Source organism: Bradyrhizobium sp. AZCC 1610, from assembly GCF_036924515.1.
In the GTDB taxonomy this organism is placed as follows: domain Bacteria; phylum Pseudomonadota; class Alphaproteobacteria; order Rhizobiales; family Xanthobacteraceae; genus Bradyrhizobium.
In genome coordinates, this window is record NZ_JAZHRR010000001.1 from 4,301,725 (window position 1) to 4,323,505 (window position 21,781).

Below are 21,781 nucleotides of genomic sequence, written 5' to 3' on the forward strand. Positions count from 1 at the left end.
GTTTTAACCCCTCGTGGCCTAAATTGAATTTGTGGGTGGCCTAGTTTGACCGCCCTACACTTTCTAGCGGGTAGGAACTTGTGCCAGGAACCGGTCACAAGGGGGCCATGTCGGTGACAATCACGCGCCGCAAAGTCGCCGACACCTGTTCTCGGTAAATCTACGTGCAATGGGAATTTTGAGGTACCTCAAGGGTATTAAACTTGGGGTAGAATCCGGCGCGAGAAATGGCCATGGACAGCGCGCAGCACTGCCAGGATCAGGCGGCAGAATGCCGTCGCTTGATGAAATCAGCGCGGAGTGAGGCTGAGGCTAAGACTCTGAAAGAGATCGCCCAAAGTTGGACGAGAGTCGCCGGCCAGATCGATCGATACCACGCGCTCATGCGTGAACTGGCCCGCCACGTCGCCCGGAAGTAAGGCCGCCTCAGTTGGCAGCCTCTTTCATTTTGTATAGTCCTGCGGTGGCGGTGGTAGCCCCTCCGTCCCCTTAGGCGAATCTTTGTAGATCATCTTGAAGATGCTTGCCGCAGTACCGTCCACCTTGAACTGAATGCGCAGCGGCTTGGCTATGTAATGCAGCAGTTGCAGTCTCATTTTGGTTCTCCAAAAAAAGACCCCCAGCACCATTGCTGGGGGGTCAATTCGTTAGTGGCTTGTTTTGAAAAGCGGAGTGGCCTATTTCGGCCAGTACCCGGGATTTGGTACTGGCCTGTTTCCGACCTCAGGGACCCGGTTCGAAAAATCGCAATGGCCTGATTTGAGTTTTGTCGGCTGCCGGACAGACGGAATGAAACAACCGGCCTTTAATTAGCGATGGGTGGGCTCAAGAGGGACCCCATGGCTCAGCAGCGTAAGCGCGTCACTCACACGGCGACCTTTGAAGAGCGGCTAGCGGAAGAGGCGATTAAATTCAAAGCGGCCGCTGAAAAGCAACCTCCCGGCAGCATGGCCCGAGAACTGCTTTTGCGGCGTGCCCGGCAGGCCGAGACGGCCGCTCACATCAATGAGTGGCTGAGATCGCCCGGCCTGCGGCCCCCAAACTCATTGGAAAACTTGCTGTCCGATCAGAAGAAGTAAGGCCGCACCCCAGTGTCCTGGACTGGCAAGGGGACCCGGAAGTGAAGGACTATCGAGCCTCTCTGGAGAAGCTTCGGAGCAATGCGGCTGAAGCGGCGCGGATCCGCGACCTTGCAACGGACATGACCAAGCGCGAAATGTTCGACCGGCTGGCCAAGCATCTGGGCCAACTGGCTGATGACGTTGAGCGGTCCATGAACGGGTCCATGAACGCGCCAAAAGCCAGCTACGAGTAAGGCCGCCGGCAAAGTTCGTCAGTATCACCACGGCCGCCTGCTGTCCCCGGGCCGGCCCCCCAACTACGCAAAACATACGGAGGTGACCCGCCGCGCAAGTTCGACATATTCCGCCGATGGGCCGACATATCCTTTTCAAATGTCTGCACCCGGCCTCATTTCATCCACAAGGAAACCGGGAAACTCCTCGGCGAGGACTGACGCCGCAACCGTGTCTGTCCGGACACAGGCGCCGCCTTGAGCTCACTTTTGTGCTGTTCCCTGCGGAACGGATTCCGCCGCAGTGCGTAATTGCATCGGACGTGACGGGTAGTAACGGGGAACCAGATTGTGCCGGGCAAGAAATATCTAACGGAACAAGCAGCAACTTTTCTCAAATTTGCAATGGCCACCACGGATCCGGACGTCGCCGCGGGCTTTCTCGAAAAGGCCGCCGACCTTTCGGCAAGGAGTGCAAAGGCGCCGGATGCCAGCCCCCGGCCGCCTGATGTAGAGCAGCCGGAACGCTAGCTCTCGCGATGAGGCCGCCAACGAGCGGCCTCATCGTTTTATCGGTCCATCCGCAAGTCGGTCCCGGCCTGTTTCGACCCCTGGTGGCCTGGCTTGAATCCGCCAGTGGCCGGTTTGATGTGTTCACTTTTTGCAACTCATAGGAACCTTTGCCCCATTTCTGCGTACCGTCGGTGGCGCGCTGGGATACCACGGGGAAAATTCATGTGATTGGTAAAGCGTACTTCGTGCGTCAAGCGGCGATTTTGTATAGGTTTGCCAAGGCAACCAAAGACCCCAAAATTTCCGCTGCGTTAATGGAGAAAGCGGCTGATTTAAAATTGCGAGTGGACGATCCAGCGTCATGTGACTTGACGCCACCAGCACCGGATATCGAGCCGCCGTCCACGACATGAACGGATGAAGGCCGCCTCAGTTGGCGGCCTCTTCCTTTCCATCCATATACGCCAGCGCATAGACAGTCTATTTCGGCCAGTACTCGCAAGTCGAGGTGCGGGTGACGTCGCTTACAATTTTAGGCGTGCTTGCGGTTTTGCCTGAACCGTCCGTCAAGATGCGCACGCTATGCGTTACCACATGCACATACAGGTTGCCTTCACCCCCGAACCGGTCCTGCCGATGCTTCAACAGCATAGCGCCCATCTTCTCACATGGCTGTTGAGTCTCAGCCGCACCCCGGAGCCCTCGCGGGTGCCGCCGCCGGTCCGGCCGGACGCGCCATCGAGAACCCATATGCCGCCGCGGCAGCCTTCTCCAACGCGCCAGGAATAGGCGCCGGCAAATCCACCAGGCGGCATGGCATGCCTTGCGTGCGGGCCATGGCAGGGATCGCAACCCGCTGCGATCGGCAACGCAACGCCGCAGCCAAACGACCCCGCCGCATGGGGCTATGCAGCGAGGTCGCCGATGACGGGGGAAATCTGGAAGACCACCACCCGCCCTCGCGAGCGGATACGTTCGCCGCAAGGCAGCGTTTCCAGTTCGCAAATCGCCCGGCAAATTCGTCTCAAACGGCGTTGAACCTTTTTCATTCCGGTTCAGACAAAATTCTTGCCTGGGACATTGCATCACTCGGGGAATAGGCCTGCGCCGCCAAGCGACCATACTCCGCTTGCGCGGCGCAGCGCTTTTCGGCGAGCGCGGAAGCGGTTCCGGCGCGGGAATTCGGACACCCCGCGGGGTTAGAACGCACAGCGCGAGGATTTCTGCCGTGCTGGCGCGCGGCAAATCTATTTGCCAGCGCATGGAATATGGAACTTTGTGGTTCCGCTCCCGTTACCCGCAGAGGAGTCCGCGCGGGTACTCCCCGCCCCCTCTCCGCTCCCTCGCAGGCGTCCAACCGACGCTCGATCAAGCCTTATAATAGTTGCATTCATTAATATTTGCAATTTTAAGTATCAGGTTTGGATTCGAAGCGGTTGAGGCCGCAGCGGGATTTTTTATATGATCTACAAAGGCGTTGAATTCACCGTGACGGCGGCCGCTCTGGGCATTTGGAAATGGCAATTCCGCATCGGCGACAGGGTCATCGCGGGAAAGACCGAAGCCAGGCTCAATCTGCTCGCCATCCGGCGGGTCCAGCTTCGGATCGATCGGGAGCTAAAAAAAGCCGAACGGGAACAACTCGCTTCGCCGGATCCTTCTACCGGCCGCCCGCCGGGAAAGCCTTAAGCAATTTCAGCACGTTACGGCTACATGATGACATGACGCATGTGCCCGACAACGGGCATGAGCCCGTAAAAACCCGGAGTTGATCTTTCCGCGCGCCAGGAATCCACTCCGCCCGCTCTCGCGCGTTCTCGGAGCCAACGGCGGCCCATTTTGCATCTGGTTCAGCTTGCCATGCCGATCTTCTTCTTCAGCGTTCGACATGGCGAGGATGCATGCGTCAACAACGACGGTGCGGAGTTTGCCGATCATAACGCCGCCTGGAAGGAAATGACCGACGTCTGCGGGGACATGATCGCGGACATTTCCCGAAAACTCTCCGAAAACGCCGAGTGGCAGATGGAATTGCTGGATGAATCCAGGAGGCCGGTATTCCGGATCCGCCTGGTTGCGGAGACGCTGCAGGACACCGATTAAGGAGCGCGCTAGGCGTGCGCCTTTTTGGGAGCCGCATCCGGTTCACCGGCCGGCGCAACGCCCTTCCGCAGCTCCCGGGCGGAGATGAATCGGACGCCGACCAATTCGCCCTTGCGCCAGATCAACGTGCATAGCCGCCGCACCTCGCCGCCGGCGGTCAGCGAAAGGCCGAACACCTTCGGCACCGCGAGGTCACCCACGTCGAGGCAGGCGCCGTTTTCGGAAATGTCGAGGATGTAGCACTGGATCCATGCCGCATCCGGCGCCGGAATCAGGAATCCCGGCTTGCGCAAGTCGACCCGAACGAACTTGCGGGCACCTAGGTCTTTGCGGTCTCTCGCCATGATTTCTCCTGCGCGGGGAAATCCTAGCTAGGCGGAATACCTGAATACCGAGTTATCGGAATTCGGCAAAAACCGAGGTATTGATATCAATTCTGACGTGCAGCGGGATGGCAAAGCGGAAAGCATTGCCTAGTCGGCGCTGGCGAGCCGGCGCATCGTGAATTCGATGTCGCCATCGGGCAGCTCGCGCCAGCTCTCGACCGAGCTCATATAGGCCGCCTTGGGATAGCGGTCGAGAAAGTCGCGCGCCCGCGCCCTGGCCTGGTCGCGCGGCAGCGTGAAGGTCTCGCGCAGATAGCCGTCGTCCGGCTTGCGCCGGCCGGCCATCCGGCTCGCGAGATCGCGCGGACGAAAGACCATGTCGTAACTCCAGACATAGGACGACAGGTCGAATATAGGGATGGCGGCGAACGAATCCTACTCGCCGCTTGGTACGGCCGCCTACTGACTGCTACTGCCGGTCTTGTTCTTCCTGGGCGCCGCGGCGGCCTTCGCCGAGTCCTTGGGCGCGTCGGTGCTGCGCACGGTGCCCCAGGGATCGGAAGAGCCTTTGGCATCGGGAATCTTCCTCAGGGAATCCTTATAGGCTTTCTCCTTGATCGCATCCGCCTCCTTCTCCTCCGGCGATTTGGACTGGAACTCCGGCATCAGGTTGATGTTCGGGGTCTGCGCGTAGGCCGGCACCGTCAACAACACCACCACCGCGGCCGCGCTCAGCATTCTCATGACGCTCTCCTTTGGGACGCTGACTTTGCGTTTCCGGGAAGGATACCACCGGCGCAACCGCCCCGCCAAGCATGAGGGCCCCAGCCTTTGGTTAGGCGCGCCGAACCCGCCCGCAAAGCGCGGCCAGACTCGCAGGATTTCGTGCCGTATTTGTGGCCCGCCGCCGCTGTTCCCTTCGCCGCAATGACCACTACAATACGGCCTGAAACAATATCGGCTAAGGAAACCGGCGTTCATGCAGCAACAGCCACAAGCAACGGAATTCGGCATCGCGGAAGCCAGGCGGGTGCTTGGCGAGATATTTGCGCCCTGGGTGATGGATCTCAATCTCTCGATCGAGCGCTTTGACTTTGCCCCGCCCGGTGATGCCGCCGACTGGCAGCCGGGCGCGATCCTGCGCCTGCCGTTCTCGGAACGGCTGTGCCGCAATGGCGGCACAGTCTCGGGCCAGGCGCTGATGGCCTTTGCCGACACCGCGATGGTGATCGCCAACCTCGCCGCCAACCGCGGCTATCGCGCAATGACGACGGTCGACCAGACCACGCATTTCATGCGCGCGGCCTCGGCCTCCGACGTCCTGGCCGATGCGCGCGTGGTCCGCCTCGGGCGCACCATGAGCTTCGGTCGCGTCACGCTTCTTTCCGCCACCGACAACAAGCCGGTGGCGATGGTCTCGAGCGCGTTCGCGATGCTGTAGAGAGATGCTGTAGAGAATCGCAAAAGCGCGTCTATCGCGCCGTGACCACCATCTATCACCGAACGCGCTTCCTGGTGGTGGACACACGGAGCCTGTCATCGGGCGCGCGTTCGCGCGACCCGTTGGCTTTGTCCACCCTACAAGATTGCATCAAGCGTCGTCGTGCTGGAAATCAGGATACCGCAGGCCCGACCATCCCTTTGCAATATGCAGTAATGGGCCGTCCCCCGTAGTTATCTCGTCTTGCGGGAACACAATTCGTCTGGCGTCTTGGTGTTGAAATTGTCGAGGGACGAACCATGCTCAAGACCACTCTTGTGATGGCGACCATCACCATCATCGCTTGCGTCGCAGTGATCGCGATTTACGAGCTTCTCTCTCGTGGGCGCCAACCGCAAGCTGGCCCTCCTCCGCGCCGCCGGGCCTTTTAACGACAAGGCCGCCGTGCCGAGCTGATTGCTGGCAGATTCATTTCGGCTGTAGGGTGGGCAAAGGAGCGTCAGCGACGTGCCCACCATCTATCGTCGAGCGCGTTTCTTGATGGTGGGCACGCTGTCGCTTTGCTCACCCTACGCACTGCGAACTGATTTGCTTCGCGCACAAGCGCAACTTCATGCAGTGGCCTGCGACAAATCAACACGACGGGCAAATCAGTCAAAACCTGTCCAGCCCCTTCAGCAAAAATATTCCGCTTAACTTCCAAAGCAAATCATCGGCATAACTCCGCTTGTCTCACGGCAGATGAGGGGCGTTGGCCATCGTCACGAACGTGCGGTGAGATGCGATGGACGCGAGAGCTGCGACTGACGTGTGTGGCTCAAGCGTACGGCGAAGTCGTGTGGTCCTGACGCCGCGGTGCTGGCGCTAAGTTGCGTGGATGTATTCACGCAGCGATGGTGGCAAGAAAGCCGTTCACCAGGGAGAGCACGCTATAAGCCGTAAGGCCATTGCGCAGGGAAGGCCGGAATGCTCCCGCTGCCCTGTATGCTCGTGTGCACTTTTGTTTGCGCAAATCGCACGCGAGACCGCGGGTGCAGCAAGCACCCGGTCTTCCCTGCGCCCTCTGTTCTCGATGAGGGCAAACGAAGATACAAACCTCGGACGCAATGCGCCGCGAGAACGCGACGTCATATCCACGTCATTGCGAGCGACCTGCTTGATGGCGAATCCGAAATCCATCCTCCGTCGTCCCTGCGAACGCAGGGACCCATAGCCACCGGCCTAAGTTGTTTGTGAGGTCGTTGTTATCTTGTCTTTTCCAACAGGAACTGCCGCGGAGTATGGGTCCCTGCGCCCCGTGCGCAATTGCGCACTAGGCAGGGACGACGATGGAGCGGTTGTTGCGGTAACCTACGCCCTCCCCACCCTGCTCCGCCGCCAGCGCCAGACCAACACCGCCATCAGCAGCACCACAAACCCAGCCGCAATCGCCCCGCTCATGAATCGCCCGCCCGGCCGGTCGATTGTGCGCGACCGCAGCGAAGGCGTTTCGCCCGGCCGCGCCAGGCGGAACGCGACCACGCTGTCGCCGATGGTCGTGCCCGACTCGGAATGACCGCCGGCGCCGATCGCGACATATTGCTCGCCCTTCCACAGATACGTCATGGGATTGGCGACGCCCGGCACCGGCAGTCGGCCCTGCCACAGCTCATGCCCCGACCTCGCGTCGAAGGCGCGCAGATAAGCGTCCATCGCGCCGGTGAAGGCGAGACCGCCGGCGGTGATCGCGACGCCACTGACGAGCGGCGTGCCGAACGGAAAGGCGATGCCGAGTGGCGCGCGGTCCTCCGTGGTGCCCACGCGCGAACGCCAGAGAATCTTGCCGGCCTTCAGATCGACCGCGACCATCTCACCCCAGGGCGGCTTGTTGCACAACAGCCCCAAAGGCGACACTGCGACCGCGCGCGTCATCGCGAACGGCGCGCCCTGCTGCCGTCCGAAGTCGTGGCCGGGCGGCGGGTTGAACCCGTCGGCCACGGCGGCGCGCGGAAGCAGCTTGACGATATGGATCGCCCGCGTCGTGTTGGCGTAAAGAATCTGATTGACGGGATCGAAGGCGGCGCCGCCCCAGTTCACGCCGCCGCCGGTCATCGGGAAAACCACCGTGCCTTGCGTCGACGGCGGCGTGTAGAGGCCGTCATTGCGTGCGGACGCGATCTGGTCGCGGCAGATCCCGCTGTCGCGAAACGGAATGACGCCGAACACGTCGTCGGCCGAAATTTGTTGCGGTAGCAGCGCCGGCACGTGGGTCGGAAACGGCTGTGTCGGCGAGAGCTGCTCGCCTTCGGCGCCGCCTTGCGGCACGGCGCGTTCCTCCACCGGCCATACCGGCCTGCCGGTATCGCGGTCGAGCACGAACACAAACCCCTGCTTGGTCGACTGGATCACGACGTCGCGCAAGCCTGCGCCGGTGTCGATGCGCGCCAGCGTCGGCTGCGCCGGCAAATCGTAATCCCAGACATCGTGATGCACGGTCTGATACGACCAGAGCCGCTCGCCGGTCTCGGCGCGCAGCGCCACGACCGAATTGGCGTAGTCGTTGTTGCCGGGCCGCTTGCCGCCCCAGAAGTCCGGGCTCGGCGAGGACGTCGGCAAGAACACCAGGCCACGTTCCTCGTCCACCGACATCGGCGCCCAGACATTGGCGTGGCCGGAGACGATGCCATCATGCACCAGCGGATCGAACGACCAGCGCGGACGCCCGGTTCGCGCATCGAAGGCGCGCACCGTGCCGGGTGGCGCCTCGACGCGGCGGTTGTCCGCGATCGCAGAACCGACGATGACGGTGTCGCTGATAATGACGGGGGCCGACGTGATCTGGAATTCGCCGGGCCATTCCAGCGGCGCGCCGATCTCGATCCTGATCTCGCCATTGTTGCCGAAATCGGCGCAGGGAATGCCGGATCTCGCGTCGAGCGCGATCACGCGCGCGTCGTTGGTGCCCATGAACACCCGCGCGCGGCAGTCGGCATTTTCAGCCGCGCGCTCGTCGACCCAATAGGCCACGCCGCGGCAAGTGTAGCGGTTGGCCGGGCGTTGAGCGGTCGAGATATCAGGATCATATCGCCACTTCTGCACACCACTGCCGGGGTCGAGCGCGATCACTTCGTTGAACGGCGAGCAGAAGATCAGGCTGTCTTCGACCAACAGCGGCGTGGCCTGAAACTTGGTCCGCTTCATCACCTCGGGCGCGCGGCTGTCGAGATCGCCGGTACGAAACTCCCAGGCGCGGACGAGATTGCCGACATTGTCCGGCGTGATCTGGTTGAGCGGCGAAAACCGCGATCCGCCGCGATCGCCGCCCCAATGCTCCCAGGCGGAAGCCGGAAGCGCGATACTCGCGCAGAAAATGGCAACGATGAAAGTGAACAGACGAACCGGATTTCGCATCCTGCCCCCGCAAGCGCAACGCTTGCGGGATCGATTACCCTATCGGCAGGTCAGTATCTACCCCGGCCGCCATGGTCGCCATAGTGGCCGCCGCGACCGCCGCCAAACCCGCCGAGGCCAATGCCGATGCCGATGCTGACCGGCGGTGGCGGCGGCGGATCGTACACCACGCGCGGGGGCGGACGGCGAACGACCACGACGTCATCATCCGGCTCGCTCCGACGCGGCGGCTTGCGATCGACCCGCTTCTTCGGCGGATCCGGCTCGACGCGCCTGATCGGGACATTGACCTTCAGCGGCTGCGGGGGCGGCGGCTGCACGTTGCAGGGACAGGTCGGCGCGGCCAGCGCAACGTTTTGCGGCACGGCGGCGTTGGCGGCGGCAACCGCCGGTGTGAACTCGGGACGGTTGCGCAGCCGCTGTTCCAGCTTGCGCGCGGTCGCGCTGAGATCGCTGTCGGGGAATTTCGCCAGGAACGAGCGATATCCGGACGCGGTGTTGGTGAGCACGGCCTCGTTCCATGCCACCATGCGCCGGTGCCGAACCAGCCAGTCGCGCGCCAGCCGCCCAAGCGCTGTCTGCGGGAAGAGGCCCGCAAAGGCCTCATACGATTCGTCGGTGCCGTCGGCCACGATCAGCTCGTTCGCCGCCTCGACCGGCTTGCCCTTCAGATCGCGGGTCCACTCGGCGACCGTCTTCTTCGGAGCGGCCGCAGGCTTCGGCCCGGCGACCGACGCGCCCGAAAAGCGGAAATCCTCGGTCAGCGAGGAGCTGTCCCACGGGGTCTGCCGCCCTTCGGTGACCTTGTTCACCGCAAGCCGCACCCGCTTGAAAGTCTCCTCGATCGGAATGTTCTGCTCCTTGCCGGCCGCCAGCAGCGCATTCGTATACGGGCTGTTGGAGCCGGAGCCGTCCTCCGCGACCGCGCCGGGCGACGTCGAGAACGACAGGAACGTACCGGGAGCGCCGACCTTGGCATCGATGAGGGCAAGCCCGCCGCCGGCGGTCTTGAGGTCCGGGAACGGATTGTTGCGACAGGCGTCGAGCATCAGGATGCGCATCTTGCTCGGCACCGACGTCAGCGTGTTCAGGATGTCGTTGAGGCGCACCGCCTGGATCGGAATGTCGGCTTCCCGCTTCGGATCGATATCGATCGGAACCAGAAAGTTCTCGCCATCGATCTGCAGCCCGTGACCGGCGTAAAACACCAAAGCTACGGTATCAGCGCCCTTGGCCGCCACCTTGCCGGCGAATTCGCTGACTGCCTCCCGCATCTGGCCTTGCGAAAGATCGGCCGCGGTCGAGACCTCGAAGCCGGAATCGGTCAGCATTTGCGTGATCGCCCTGGCGTCATTGGCCGGATTGGGCAGCGCCGGCACCGAACGATAGGCGGACTGGCCGATCACCAGCGCGAGGCGACTTTCAGCAGACGCCGAATGTGTTCCCAGCAGAACCGCAGCGGGAATCATCAGCTTGAGCAGCGTGTCACGGAACATGATGCCACCTCCCGGCAATGCAGGCTACGGATTGGTCATGGCCCCGGAGCCAAAGGTTCAAGCCGGCGGCGCGTTGTGAGGCGTGACAAGGGCTCGATTCAACGGCGATCTTGCCGCAGGCCCAAGTCCTGCGCAGTGATGCAAATCACAGTATCGGGATCGTTATCTGGGCAACATGCCCTGTTCTGGCGCAGCGTGTTCGGGTTAAAACACCCTCCGATGCGGCGGATCGTGAATCATATAGCGCTGGTTGTGGGCGCAGCGCTGGCGCTTGCGGGTTGCGGCTTTGCCGACGTCCGCTCGCCGGTGCCCGAGTTCATGCGCGCCAAGGCGCCCGAGCCGCCCCCGCTCGAGCCGGCGCCCGACGCCAAGCGGATGCTGAAGGAGAAACTGGACTCGGTGTTCACGGCGGCCTCGCAACCGACCAATGTTCGCGTTTCCGAGCCGCGCCCCAACCTGCGCGGACCGGGCTGGACCGCCTGCGTCAAGGCCGAAGTGATTTCGGTGACCGGCAAACCGCTGGGCACGCAGACCTACCGAATCGAGATTTCCGAAGGCGTGATTGCGGATCGCCGGCAGATCGAGCCGGAAGACACCTGTACCAGCGAGAGCTACGAGCCGATCTAGCCCTATAGACAGCGGGTTGCCGCCCGGACCGGACAGAGCTTCAGCGCACTCGAAAGCGAGAACAGCACCCGCACGCCGCGGGTGGGATTGTCGGGCGCGCGATAGCCGAGCGGCGCGGCAGCGCCGATGTCGGCCTGCAAGCCGTCGGCGAGGAAGAAGCGAACGCCGCCGCCGGCCGAGGTCAGCGAAAGGCCATCGCTAAGCCGATAGCCAGAGTTCCAGGCGACGCCGCTATCGACGAAACCGTAAAGCTGATAGCCGCTCAGATATTGAAGGTTCGTCTTCTGGTCGAAGCGCAGTTCCACCGAGCCCGCCAGACCGTTATCGCCGCTGATCTCGGCGCTGCCATAGCCGCGCCCGAACGCGATGCCGCCGAGATAGAATTGCTGCGAGGTGAACAGCGGGCCGGACCCCGTCTGGCCGGCCGACGCAAGTTTCAGCGACCATGCGTCCGACAGCGTCTGGTAACGCGTGAACCAGAAATTCAGCGCGGAGAATTTGCCGGATGCGCCGTCGCGCGACAGAAAGTCGTCGCCGCGGTGCGAGGCGCCGAGAATGTCGAGGCCCTGGCGATAATTCACTGTCAGATAATTGGTGCCACCGAAATTGTCCTGCAGCCGGTAGTCCGAGGTGAGGCTCGCAGTGCGGATGCGATCGGCGTAGATCGCGCCGAACACGTCGTTTTCGGAAGCATTGGTGAAAGCGGAGGCCGCGATAAGCGTCAGGCTGGACTTCTGCGATTGCAGCGGCGCGATGCTGCCGCGAATTTCGAACGACTCGGTTTTGATGTTGTCGCTGTAGAGGCGACGGAAATCGCCGGGCCAAACCTCGCTGTAGTATCCCGACGCACCGATGCGGGCGCCGTCGGCGCCGACGGGAATCTCGTAGGACAGACGGCCGAACGCGAGCTGCCGCGGATCGCCGGGCGTGGTGGAGAGGTTGAAAACCAGCGAGTCGCCTGGCGTGAGATAGGAGTTGAACGCCGCCGTCCCGTAGCTTTGCCACGGTCCGACCGACGACGATCCGAGATTGTCGACGCCGAACGAGGTAAAGACGTGCCAGGTCTTGAGAGACAGGATCAGGCGGAAATGGCCGCTCGCGGTGCCGATCTCCTCGATCGCAGTGTCCTCGATCCGCACGCCGGGCCGACTGTTGATCAGAAGCAACTGCCGTTCGAGAGTCGCAAGCCGCGAAGGCCGCTCCGTCAGCACGGCTTCGAGCATCGGCCGGACACCGAATTGTTCGGCGCCGTCTCCCTTCAGCGTCAGCTCCGTGATGCTGCCTTCGATGACTTGAATATGAAGCTGGCCGCCCTGGATGTCCTGCGGAGGAACGATCGCCCGGCTGAGGTGAAAGCCGGCGGCGCGATAGACGTCGCTCACCGCGGTGGCGATAGTCGCCAAGTCGGCCTGCGATACTGTCTTGCCGATGTAGGGTTGATATGTCGCGACCAGCCGGTCCTGCGGTATCGCTACGGCGCCGGTGATCGAGACGTGCTTAAGCACGAACAGTGGCTTGGAATCGCCCTGCCCCTCCGTCCCCGCAAATTGCGGCGACGGCAACCGGGGCCGCCCATTGGCGCCCTGGCTCGATTGCTGATCCTCGAAACGTTTTTCGATCTGTCTCGGATCATAACCGGGCTGGTTCGCGTGCTGCGCGTGCGCGGGAGAACAGGCGGTGCACAAACCGAGGCCAACCATCAGCAGGCAAAATCGGACAATGACCGCTGCACACATACTTCTCAGTACATCTACGGAGAGAAACCTCTGCACATCGGTGGAACCGCTAGCCATATGATTTCAATAGAGTTTTATGGTGAACGGATGGTTAATTCGATCCTTTGGAAGCAAGGCTTTCGCTCACTCAATGTTGAAACATTTCCGATAGTCGTTCGGGATAAAGCGGCAATCGGAGAGAGTTTCATGCGTGCGATCCTTCACGTCACAAGAGCCCTCGGGACAGCGTTCGTCCTGGCGACGGCTTCCGCCGCTTTCGCTGCCGACGGCGACGACTGGACCGTGCACAAATCCTCGGGCGAGGTGTGGCTCGCTGGCAGCGGCGTGCAGCAGGCATCGCTGAAACAGGAAGACGTGTTGAAGCCCGGCGATACCGTTCGCACCGGCCGTACCGGGCGCGTCCTCCTGAGGCGCGGCGACGAAATGATCCTGGTTTCGCCGAATTCCGTGGTCGGCGTCCCCGCCCAGAAGAAGGAAGGACTCTCGACGACCATCGTGCAGCGGGCCGGCTCGATCCTGCTTGACGTCGAAAAGCGCAACGTCAAACATTTCGAGGTCGAGACCCCCTACCTCGCGGCGGTGGTGAAGGGCACGCAATTCCGTGTCACCGTCAATGCAGGGAAGACCACCGTCGACGTGGTCCGCGGTCAGGTTGAGGTCGCAGATTTCAAGTCGGGTCAGATCGCCCAGGTGATGGCCGGGCAGCACGCGACGGCCTTCGCGAGCGGCAAGGTCGGGCTGTCGCTGGGCGGAGCCGGCGTCCTCGCCCCGATCGAGCACGGCAAGCCGCGCGCACCTTCGATCGAGCGCGTGCCGGTGCCGCGCGGCGGTCTCTCCGCGCCACGCCATGCAGCCAACGGACACAACAAGCATGCGAGCGCCCATCCCGCGAGGCATGGCGTCACTCGCATCTCCTCGTCGATCGGCGAAGTTCGAATGAACCTCCATCGCGTTACCAACGGTCTCGCCCATGGCGGTTCGGCTTCGGTCGGCGCGGCGCGGGGCGCCTCCGAACCCAATACGGTCTGGAGTTCATCAACTCCCGGCACCGACACGGCCGCCGCCAACAATGGTCAGGGAGACAATGGCAACGGATCCGTCGCCAGTGCCGCCGGTCGAGCAAATGCAAGCGCGGTAGCGGCTGTCGCCGGAGGCAACAGCAATAGCGGCAATAGCAACGGCGGCAATGGCAATGGCGGCAGCGAAAATGCCGCCAACGGGAATGGCAACGGAGCCAACGGCAGTGGCCGTGGCAACAGTGGACACGGAAGAGGCCGCTAACCGCACAATCAACTGCAAGAGAGCTGAACGACCGGTCAAACCCGAAACACCAGAATGGTGACCAAGTGAAACGATATCGGCCGCATATCTTCGTGATGATTGCGCTGGCAATCGTCCTGGCGGGCGGCTGGCACAGCTCGCTTCGCAACACCCTGGCCGACCTGCGGTTCGCCTGGCAGTCGCGACAGGTCAGCGGCAACATCGTGGTGATCGCGATCGACGCATCGTCGATCGACAGGATCGGCGTCTGGCCATGGCCGCGCCTGCTCCACGCCGAACTGATCCGGCAGCTTGAGAAGGCGGACGTCCAGGACATCGCGCTCGACGTCGACTTCTCCACGCCTTCCGATGCGTCGTCGGACCGAAACTTTGCCGAAGCCCTGCAGAACGCCGGCGGATCGGTCGTGCTGCCCTCGTTCCAGCAGCCTCGCACCGACAAGACCACGCTTCACGTCAATCGCCCGTTGCAGCAATTCGCCGAACATTCCTGGCCGGCGGTCGTCAATGTCGAGGTGGGACCCGACGGCCTCGTCCGCCGTTATCCGTTCGGCGAGAAGCTGGACGGCAAATTCATGCCCTCGCATGGCTGCCGTGCTCGCCGGTCAATACGCGGAAAAGCGCACGCCGTTTCTGATCGACTTCAGCATCCGGACTGCGGGAATCCCCAAAGCGTCCTTTGCGGACGTGCTGCGCGGCGACCCGGCGACGCTGCAAAAACTGCAGGGCAAGAAGGTCATTATCGGGGGCACGGCGCTCGAACTCGGTGACCGCTTCAGCGTCCCGAACGGCGCGATCGTTTCCGGCCCCGTGTTGCAGACGCTGGCCGCGGAATCGCTATTGCAGAACCGCGCGCTGCAATGGACCTCGCACGTCGTCACGCTGACCGGCCTGGCCCTGCTCGCCTTGATCATGCTGTTCTCATGGCGCCGCCTTTCCGCCGGCAAGCGAGTGGCGCTGCTCGCCGCAACCGCTGTCTCCCTCGAGGCCGGCGCGTTTGCCCTGCAGGCGGCATTCCCGCTCATTCTCGACACGTCGCTGATTCAAATCGCCATCATTGTCTATATCGCGGCCATCGCACTCGACGAGATCGATATCAAGGATCTGCTCGGCAGGGTCGCCGAGAGCCGCTTTCAGCGCGTGGCGATGGCGCTCGGCGACGGTCTGATCTGCACCGATTCCAGTTACCTGATCACGGTCTGGAATCCGGGCGCGACCGCGATCTTCGGCTATCTGCCGGAGGAAATGATCGGCCGGCCGTTCGACGAGATTTGCGCACGTGACGGAGCCGTTGCCACGTCCTCTTTCTCCATCAAGAACGCCGCACATCTCGCTCCCGGATCGGTAGTCGAATTCGACGGACGCCGCAGCAATGGCGAGGTGTTTCCGGTCGAGGCCAGCTTCTCCGGCTGGCAGGGCACCGACGGGTTTCAATTCGGAGCGATCCTGCGCGACATTTCGGTGCGAAAGCGCGAAGCCGAGAGGATTCGATACCTCGCCGAACACGACACGCTGACGGGTCTGATCAACCGCAACACGCTTCACGCCGGCCTGGCCGCGATGATTGCGAAAGCCGAGGCCGAGGGTTGCGAAGTGGCGCTGCTGGTGGTCGGCCTCGATGGCTTTCAGCAGATCAACCACATGCTCGGTCATGCCAGCGGCGATCTCGTGCTTCGCGGCATTTCAGAGCGGTTGACGGCGGGAATTCCGGTATCCGGCATGGTCGCGCGATTGAGCGGCGATGAATTCGCCGTCGCCGTCCGGATGAGCGATATCGGCGAAAACGTCAGCCGCTTCGCCGAGCAGATCGGCGCGAGCTTCGAGGCACCGCTGCTGGCCGGCAACCGCCGGCATCGCGTCCGGGTCAGCATCGGCGCCGCGGTTTTCCCCGGCGGCGGCCGCAGCGCGGACGAGCTGCTGAGCAATTCCCATTTGGCATTGAGCCACGCCAAAGCGAGCAAACGCGGCGGTCATGTGCTGTTCGAGGACGCGATCCGCCGCAAGTTGCAAACCCGTCTGACGCTGGAAGCGGAACTGGCGGCGGCCGCGGAGCACGATGAATTCGAACTGTTCTATCAGCCGCAACACCATCTGGCCGATGGCCGCCTGATTGGCGCCGAAGCGCTGATACGCTGGCGCCATCCGGTACGAGGCCTGGTTTCGCCGGCTGAATTCATGCCTATCGTCAATACCTCGCCAATCTCTGAGAGAATGGCGGAGTGGGTTCTCGACACCGCCTGCGCCAAGGCAGCCGCTTGGGAACGCACCGGCCACCAGCTTCGCATCGGCGTCAATCTCTCGCCCTCGCAGTTCCAGTCCGGCGATCTTGCAGGCTCGGTCGCGCAAGCGCTTGCCCGCACCGGCTTAAGCCCGACCAGCCTCGAGCTCGAGATTACCGAGGACATCCTGCTCCACGATGAGAAGGGCGCGCTGAACACGTTCCTGAAGATCCAGGAGCTGGGTGTTCGGATCGTGTTCGACGATTTCGGCACCGGCTTTGCAAGCCTTAGCTATCTGAAGAAATTCCCGCTCGACGGGCTGAAGATCGACCGCTCCTTCGTGTTCGGATTGCTGGCCAATCCCGACGACGCGGCGATCGTGAGTTCGACGATCGGACTGTCCAAGCAACTGGGCCTGTCGGTTATCGCCGAAGGCATCGAGGACCGGGCCACCGCCGACTTCCTGGTCAGGATGGGCTGCGAAGAGGGACAAGGCTACTTCTTCGGACGGCCGATGCCGGCACGTGATTTCGAAGCCAAATTCCTGATCACCCCCGCCGCTGCCGAGGTGGCGTGACGGCTGGACGGCCTGACCAGACTGAAAGATCGGTTAACGCGACCGCTCAAATCCGAGCTTTGCAACAACGCTATTTTCCATCTCTTTTCGCTAGCCTTGCCCTGTGAACGCGATAAGCAGGCGGCGCCCTAGGGGTGCCGTTGGCAAAAAACCGCGAACGGGATTCGGGGAAAGTGGCTGATATTACCGACACATCGACGGTGCGCCGTGCATCGAGCAAGGATGCGAACGCGCGTGCACCAGACTCCGGCGGCGAGTTGATGCCGCTCGCCGGCGTTTCCGCAGGCCAATGGCGCGCGCTTTCCGAGCGCGCCGCCGAGCCGAACGGCTATTACTTGCCCGAATGGGAACTAGCAGTGAACGCGTCAGCGCGGGGTCGCGTCAACGCTGCCGCACTCGGCGCGTGGCGCGATGCCTCCAGCCTGATCGGCCTGGTGCCCGTGATCTCGATGTGGCGCGCCTACAAGATCCCTCTGCCCGCTTTGGTCAGCGCCGATCCCTACGGCACGCTTTGCACGCCACTGCTTGATCGCGACATGGCGGAAGAAGCCGTCACGGGCATTCTGCAGCAGGCCCGGCGGGCTGGCGCGCATGCGCTGATCTTCCGCGCCACCTCGCTTGATGGCGCGGCCCTGAAAGCCTTTACCGATGTGCTGCATCGCAGCGGCATGCAGCCCGTGGTGCTGCAATCGCATGTCCGCGCCTGCCTTGATACCACCGGTGACGCCGACGACGTGCTGCGCGAGGCGCTGGGCGCGAAGAAACTGAAAGAACTGCGCCGTCAGCGCAATCGCCTCGCTGAACACGGCCCCGTCCACTTCGACGTGGCGAGGACGCCTGCCGAAATGGCCACCGCCGTCGAAACATTCCTGATGCTGGAGGCCAGCGGCTGGAAGGGCCAGCGCGGCACCGCGCTCTGCCAGGACGACGGCGATGCGGCCTTCGTCCGCCGCGCCACGTCAGCGCTGGCCGAGACAGGCCAGTGCGAGATCGTGACCCTGCGGGCCGGCGAAACGCCGGTGGCAGCCGCCATCGTGCTGCGCCATCAGGATCGCGCCTTCTACTTCAAGCTCGGCGTCGACGAGCGCTTTGCGAAGTTTTCGCCGGGCGTGCAGCTGACGCTGGAATTGACCCGGCATCTCTGCACGGATCCGGCCATTCGCCTGGTCGATTCCACCGCCGCTCCCGATCATCCCATGATCAACCCGATCTGGCGCGGACGCCTTGCGATCGGCGACGTCCTGATCCCGTTGCGACGGCGCGATCCGGTCGTGTCGCTGATCCGCGCCGCGCTCGGCTTGCGCGGCGCGATCCGCGAGCCGGTACGCCGCATCGTTCATTTCGTCAGAGCACGGCAGGAGAAATCCTAAATGAATACGCTCACCGCCATCGCGCCCGTGATTACGGCCGATCATGACGCGCTTCGCCGCGACTTCCCGCTCAAGCCGTTCGCGATCCATCACAAGCTCGCCGGCCATCCGCTGCTGACGCTACCGCGAATCGCGCAGCTCGCCTCTGAATTGCCGCGCGACCTGATCGAATACAATTCCGGCAAGGTCGCAATCAGCCAGGATCCGGATGCGATTCCCACCGTCGACCTCGATCCGGTCGAAGTGGTAAAGAGCATCGAAACCGCCGGCGCCTGGATGGTACTCAAGCGGGTGGAGAATTCGCCCGAGTATCGCCGCCTGCTCGAGGATACACTGCTGTCGGTCGCCCGCGCGCGCGGCTTCAACAGCCTGCTCGACGCAGGTTTCGAGCAGGTCGAGGGCTTTCTGTTCGTGTCCTCGCCGAACTCGACCACGCCGTTCCATCTCGACAGCGAAGACAATTTCTTCGTCCACATCCACGGCGAAAAATTCTTCACGATCTTCGACAATACCGACCGCACGATCGTCAGTGACGACGAGGTCGAGCGCTCGATGACCAAGCATCGCAACCTGAAATACGACGAGAGCTTTGCGCCGCGCGGCAAGGAATTTCATTTGTTCGCAGGCGATGGCTGCTACGTGCCGTATCAATGGCCGCACTGGGTGCGCACCGCAGGCTCTTTCTCGATTTCGATGGCGATCACCTGGAAGACGCGCGAAGTGCGGCGGCTGAACGACCTGCACTTCTTCAATTCGATGCTGCGGGGTGTCGGCCTGCCGCAGCAGCCCCCCGGCAAACAGCCGGCACTCGATGCGCTCAAGCTCGCGTTCTATCGCGCGGTGACGACGGCGATCAAGCCGCTGCGCGCCTCGATGGCGATGCGCCGCGTGCTGCGGCGGGTCGCGCTCGGCAAACGCGCGAATTATTATCTGAAGGGCGCGTAAGTCTCTCTTCGTAGCCGTAGCCCGGGTGGAGCGCAGCGTAACCCGGGGCCGGTGCAGCGAGATGCGATAACCCCGGATTACGCTGCGCTCCATCCGGGCTACGTGAACAAACTCACTGCAACGGCGAGTGCGGCGCCGGCAGCATGATGGTCGAGTGCATTTCCTCGAGAAAGCCCGGACCCTTGCCAAGGAATTCCTGCCAGGCAGGATCCTTCATCGCATTGCCCCGCGCTTCGGCACGCGCGTTCAGGCTGGGATAGGCCCAGATATGGCAGGCTTCGTTCGGTTGCCCGGCTTCGGTCGTCCAGAGGCCGACGATCTTTGAATATTTCTCACGCTCCGGCAGCACCGCGGTGAACGCATCGAGCCACTGCTTCAGGCCGCCGGCAGGCTTGCCCCGATAGTTGCGGAGTTCGTAGACATTGCCCGTCGATGCCGGCGCAACCGGCGGCCTCACCGCGTTCATCAGGCGGACGTCCTGGCGGACCAGCAAGGGACGAATCAGCGGCACGTACTCGCCGGCCCAGCGCGGGTTTTTCGCCAGCTCGGCCCGCATCCGCGCGCGCTGGTCGAAACTGTTGTAGCTCCACATGTGCAGGACCTGGTTGAGCGGCCCGATCTCGGTCGACCAGTAGCCTTCGAGCTTGCCGTAATCGTCCTTGCGGATGTCGCGCGACACCGTGCTCGCGGCCTTGATCATGTCGCCGAGCGTGCCCGGCTTTACGGTGTAGGTGCGCAGTTCATAAATCATGACGTCTCCCCAAGGTTTCTTGTTGCCGATGATTTCGTCCGATCGTCATGGCCGGGCTTGACCCGGCGCCATCCACGACTTCCTTTGCCGCAGCATGGTCAGGACGTGGATGCCCGGCACAAGGCCGGGCATGACGAGCAGTCGCGCCCTACTCCGCCGCCTGCGCGTTGATCTCGCCGGATACCTGACGGATAGCGCGGGCGAGCTGCTCGGCGGGCTGCGCGCCGGACACGGCGTATTTCTGTGCGAACACAAAGGTCGGCACGCCCGAGATACCCTTGTCGGAGGCTTCCTGGGCCTGCCCCGAGATCAGCGCGACATCCTCATCGGTGGCAAGCCGCATGCGCACATCGTCGGCATCGAGGCCGATATCGGCCGCCGCCTGCACCAGCACGTTGAGGTCGGTCAGATCGCCGCCATCGCGAAAATACAATTCCATCAGGCGCTGCTTCATCTCGGCTGATTTTCCCTGTGCATCCGCCCAGTGGATCAGGCGGTGGCAATCGATGGTGTTCGGCTGGCGCTTCACCAGTTCGGGGCGGTAGGTCAGCCCCTCCTCGCCCGCAGCCGCCACGACGCGGCCGGCGATGCCCTTGTAGGCTTCGACCGAGCCGAACTTGGCGGTGAGATATTCGTCGCGGCTGATGCCCTCGCGCGGCACCCAGGAATTGAGGAAGAACGGCCGCCAGCGCACTTCGACGGGAACATCAGGCACCAGCGCCAGGGCGTTCTCAATGCGGCGCTTGCCGATATAGCACCACGGGCAGACTACGTCGGAGACGATGTCGATTTTCAGCGGCTTCAGGGTGCTCATCGGCGCCTCCTCAGGTCGAAATGGAACCCCGAAAATAAGCCGAATGAGCCGCCAGACAAGGCGCTATTTGAGACTGTCTGCCATCTCCCGCATTCGCCGTGCCGTGAGGTCGTCGGCGGGGAAGAAGGTCTCCAGCGCCAGTTCCGACAACGTGATGTCGACCGGCGTACCGAACACCATGGTGGTCGAGAAGAAGCTGAGCACCTCGCCCCCCTCGCTCCGCAGCTTGAAGGGGATCGCGACATTGTCGGCCGAGACCGGTCCGGACCGCGCCGGCATCCGATAGGCTTTCAATTCCTGATACAGCTTGAGCAGTTCGGGATCGGCGGTCGCCTCGCACTGGCGATGCAGCCGCTCCAAAAGATGCGCGCTCCATTCGGCGAGATTGACGGTGCGCGCCGCCAGCCCTTCCGGGTGAAAGGCAAGCCGCAAAATATTGAAGGGCTGCCCAAGCAAATGCGGCGGGATGCCTTCGAGCAGCGGCGCCACCATGCGGTTGGCCGTCACCAGATTCCAGTGCCGGTCATAGGCCAGCGCGGGATTCGGCTCGTGGGCCTTCAGCACGAGGTCGATCGCCTGCCGCGCCGATTTGAGCGCGGGATCGTCGAGCGAGCGCTGCGGAAAGGCAGGCGCAAAGCCCGCCGCGACCAGGAGCACGTTGCGTTCACGCAAGGGAACCTCCAATCGTTCGGCGAGCTTGAGCACCATTTCGCGCGACGGCGCGGCGCGGCCCGTCTCCACAAAGCTGAGGTGACGCGCGGATATCTCGGCATCTCCCGCCAGATCGAGCTGGCTCAGATGGCGGCGCTGACGCCATTCGCGCAGGTGATCGCCGATATGGATGGGCTGGGTTCGTTCGGCTCGCGCCGTGGCAGCATGTGCGTTCATGGTGGAAAACCTA

20 protein-coding genes and 1 pseudogene are annotated in these 21,781 nt (G+C 62.8%); 11 read left to right on the forward strand and 10 right to left on the reverse strand.

Features of this window, described 5'->3' with window-relative positions; translation table 11 throughout:
* Positions 1 to 443: 443 nt before the first annotated feature.
* A complete protein-coding gene (locus V1279_RS21355; RefSeq protein ID WP_334439774.1) occupies positions 444 to 596 on the reverse strand; it encodes a hypothetical protein in 153 nt (50 codons plus the stop codon).
* A gap of 243 nt (positions 597 to 839) precedes the next feature.
* Here V1279_RS21355 and V1279_RS21360 point away from each other — a divergent pair, with 243 nt between their 5' ends.
* From V1279_RS21360 to V1279_RS21380, 5 genes are all read left to right on the forward strand, one after another.
* Positions 840 to 1,079, forward strand: a complete 240-nt coding sequence (locus V1279_RS21360) for a hypothetical protein (RefSeq protein WP_334439777.1) — start codon at positions 840 to 842, stop codon at positions 1,077 to 1,079.
* Between the two features lie 41 nt (positions 1,080 to 1,120).
* Positions 1,121 to 1,315 (forward strand): hypothetical protein, encoded by a 195-nt coding sequence (locus V1279_RS21365; RefSeq protein ID WP_334439780.1) that lies wholly within the window; start codon positions 1,121 to 1,123, stop codon positions 1,313 to 1,315.
* 330 nt (positions 1,316 to 1,645) lie between these two features.
* A complete protein-coding gene (locus tag V1279_RS21370; RefSeq protein ID WP_334439782.1) occupies positions 1,646 to 1,825 on the forward strand; it encodes a hypothetical protein in 180 nt (59 codons plus the stop codon).
* A gap of 1,443 nt (positions 1,826 to 3,268) precedes the next feature.
* A complete protein-coding gene (locus V1279_RS21375) occupies positions 3,269 to 3,496 on the forward strand; it encodes a hypothetical protein (protein ID WP_334439784.1) in 228 nt (75 codons plus the stop codon).
* Between the two features lie 171 nt (positions 3,497 to 3,667).
* A complete protein-coding gene (locus V1279_RS21380; RefSeq protein WP_334446510.1) occupies positions 3,668 to 3,910 on the forward strand; it encodes a DUF6894 family protein in 243 nt (80 codons plus the stop codon).
* Positions 3,911 to 3,918: 8 nt separating this feature from the next.
* Here the strand turns inward: V1279_RS21380 and V1279_RS21385 are convergent, their stop codons facing one another.
* The 3 genes from V1279_RS21385 to V1279_RS21395 all read right to left on the reverse strand — a co-directional run bounded on the left by V1279_RS21385 (position 3,919) and on the right by V1279_RS21395 (position 4,980).
* The gene (locus V1279_RS21385) at positions 3,919 to 4,254 is read right to left on the reverse strand and encodes a PilZ domain-containing protein (RefSeq protein WP_334439786.1); all 336 of its coding nucleotides are present in this window, start codon (positions 4,252 to 4,254) and stop codon (positions 3,919 to 3,921) included.
* Between the two features lie 129 nt (positions 4,255 to 4,383).
* Positions 4,384 to 4,614: a hypothetical protein gene (locus tag V1279_RS21390; RefSeq protein ID WP_334439788.1), complete on the reverse strand. Its 231-nt coding sequence runs from the start codon at positions 4,612 to 4,614 to the stop codon at positions 4,384 to 4,386.
* Between the two features lie 81 nt (positions 4,615 to 4,695).
* On the reverse strand, positions 4,696 to 4,980 hold the full coding sequence (locus V1279_RS21395; RefSeq protein ID WP_334439790.1) for a hypothetical protein: 285 nt from the start codon (positions 4,978 to 4,980) through the stop codon (positions 4,696 to 4,698).
* 235 nt (positions 4,981 to 5,215) lie between these two features.
* Here V1279_RS21395 and V1279_RS21400 point away from each other — a divergent pair, with 235 nt between their 5' ends.
* A complete protein-coding gene (locus tag V1279_RS21400; RefSeq protein WP_334439793.1) occupies positions 5,216 to 5,677 on the forward strand; it encodes a PaaI family thioesterase in 462 nt (153 codons plus the stop codon).
* Positions 5,678 to 7,027: 1,350 nt separating this feature from the next.
* On the opposite strand, the gene V1279_RS21405 is transcribed toward V1279_RS21400, so the two are convergent.
* Together V1279_RS21405 and V1279_RS21410 are read right to left on the reverse strand one after the other, a co-directional pair.
* Positions 7,028 to 9,067, reverse strand: a complete 2,040-nt coding sequence (locus tag V1279_RS21405; protein ID WP_334439796.1) for a pyrroloquinoline quinone-dependent dehydrogenase — start codon at positions 9,065 to 9,067, stop codon at positions 7,028 to 7,030.
* Between the two features lie 50 nt (positions 9,068 to 9,117).
* Positions 9,118 to 10,563: a caspase family protein gene (locus tag V1279_RS21410; RefSeq protein WP_334439798.1), complete on the reverse strand. Its 1,446-nt coding sequence runs from the start codon at positions 10,561 to 10,563 to the stop codon at positions 9,118 to 9,120.
* A gap of 231 nt (positions 10,564 to 10,794) precedes the next feature.
* On the opposite strand from V1279_RS21410, the gene V1279_RS21415 reads away from it, so the two are divergent.
* Positions 10,795 to 11,190 carry a hypothetical protein gene (locus V1279_RS21415; protein ID WP_334439800.1) on the forward strand — a complete coding sequence of 132 codons (396 nt, stop codon included), beginning with the start codon at positions 10,795 to 10,797 and terminating at the stop codon, positions 11,188 to 11,190.
* A 2-nt stretch (positions 11,191 to 11,192) separates the two neighbouring features.
* Here V1279_RS21415 and V1279_RS21420 read toward each other — a convergent pair whose 3' ends face one another.
* Positions 11,193 to 12,890, reverse strand: coding sequence for a ShlB/FhaC/HecB family hemolysin secretion/activation protein (locus V1279_RS21420; RefSeq protein ID WP_334439804.1), 1,698 nt, complete (start codon positions 12,888 to 12,890; stop codon positions 11,193 to 11,195).
* On the opposite strand from V1279_RS21420, the gene V1279_RS21425 reads away from it, so the two are divergent.
* The 4 genes and pseudogenes from V1279_RS21425 (at position 12,840) to V1279_RS21440 (ending at position 19,315) form a co-directional block, all read left to right on the forward strand.
* Positions 12,840 to 14,207, forward strand: coding sequence for a FecR family protein (locus V1279_RS21425; RefSeq protein WP_334439807.1), 1,368 nt, complete (start codon positions 12,840 to 12,842; stop codon positions 14,205 to 14,207). The two genes, V1279_RS21420 and V1279_RS21425, sit on opposite strands and share 51 nt — an antisense overlap.
* Before the next feature lie 65 nt (positions 14,208 to 14,272).
* Positions 14,273 to 17,000 (forward strand): annotated as a pseudogene (locus tag V1279_RS21430) (EAL domain-containing protein).
* Positions 17,001 to 17,173: 173 nt separating this feature from the next.
* Entirely contained in the window at positions 17,174 to 18,370 is a 1,197-nt protein-coding gene (locus V1279_RS21435; RefSeq protein ID WP_442894795.1) for a GNAT family N-acetyltransferase, read from the forward strand.
* Positions 18,371 to 19,315: a cupin-like domain-containing protein gene (locus tag V1279_RS21440; protein ID WP_334439809.1), complete on the forward strand. Its 945-nt coding sequence runs from the start codon at positions 18,371 to 18,373 to the stop codon at positions 19,313 to 19,315.
* Between the two features lie 112 nt (positions 19,316 to 19,427).
* Here V1279_RS21440 and V1279_RS21445 read toward each other — a convergent pair whose 3' ends face one another.
* From V1279_RS21445 to V1279_RS21455, 3 genes are all read right to left on the reverse strand, one after another.
* Positions 19,428 to 20,066 carry an NIPSNAP family protein gene (locus tag V1279_RS21445; RefSeq protein ID WP_334439811.1) on the reverse strand — a complete coding sequence of 213 codons (639 nt, stop codon included), beginning with the start codon at positions 20,064 to 20,066 and terminating at the stop codon, positions 19,428 to 19,430.
* A 148-nt stretch (positions 20,067 to 20,214) separates the two neighbouring features.
* Positions 20,215 to 20,880, reverse strand: a complete 666-nt coding sequence (locus V1279_RS21450) for a DsbA family oxidoreductase (RefSeq protein ID WP_334439813.1) — start codon at positions 20,878 to 20,880, stop codon at positions 20,215 to 20,217.
* A 63-nt stretch (positions 20,881 to 20,943) separates the two neighbouring features.
* Positions 20,944 to 21,768: a helix-turn-helix domain-containing protein gene (locus tag V1279_RS21455; RefSeq protein WP_334439815.1), complete on the reverse strand. Its 825-nt coding sequence runs from the start codon at positions 21,766 to 21,768 to the stop codon at positions 20,944 to 20,946.
* Positions 21,769 to 21,781: the final 13 nt, after the last annotated feature.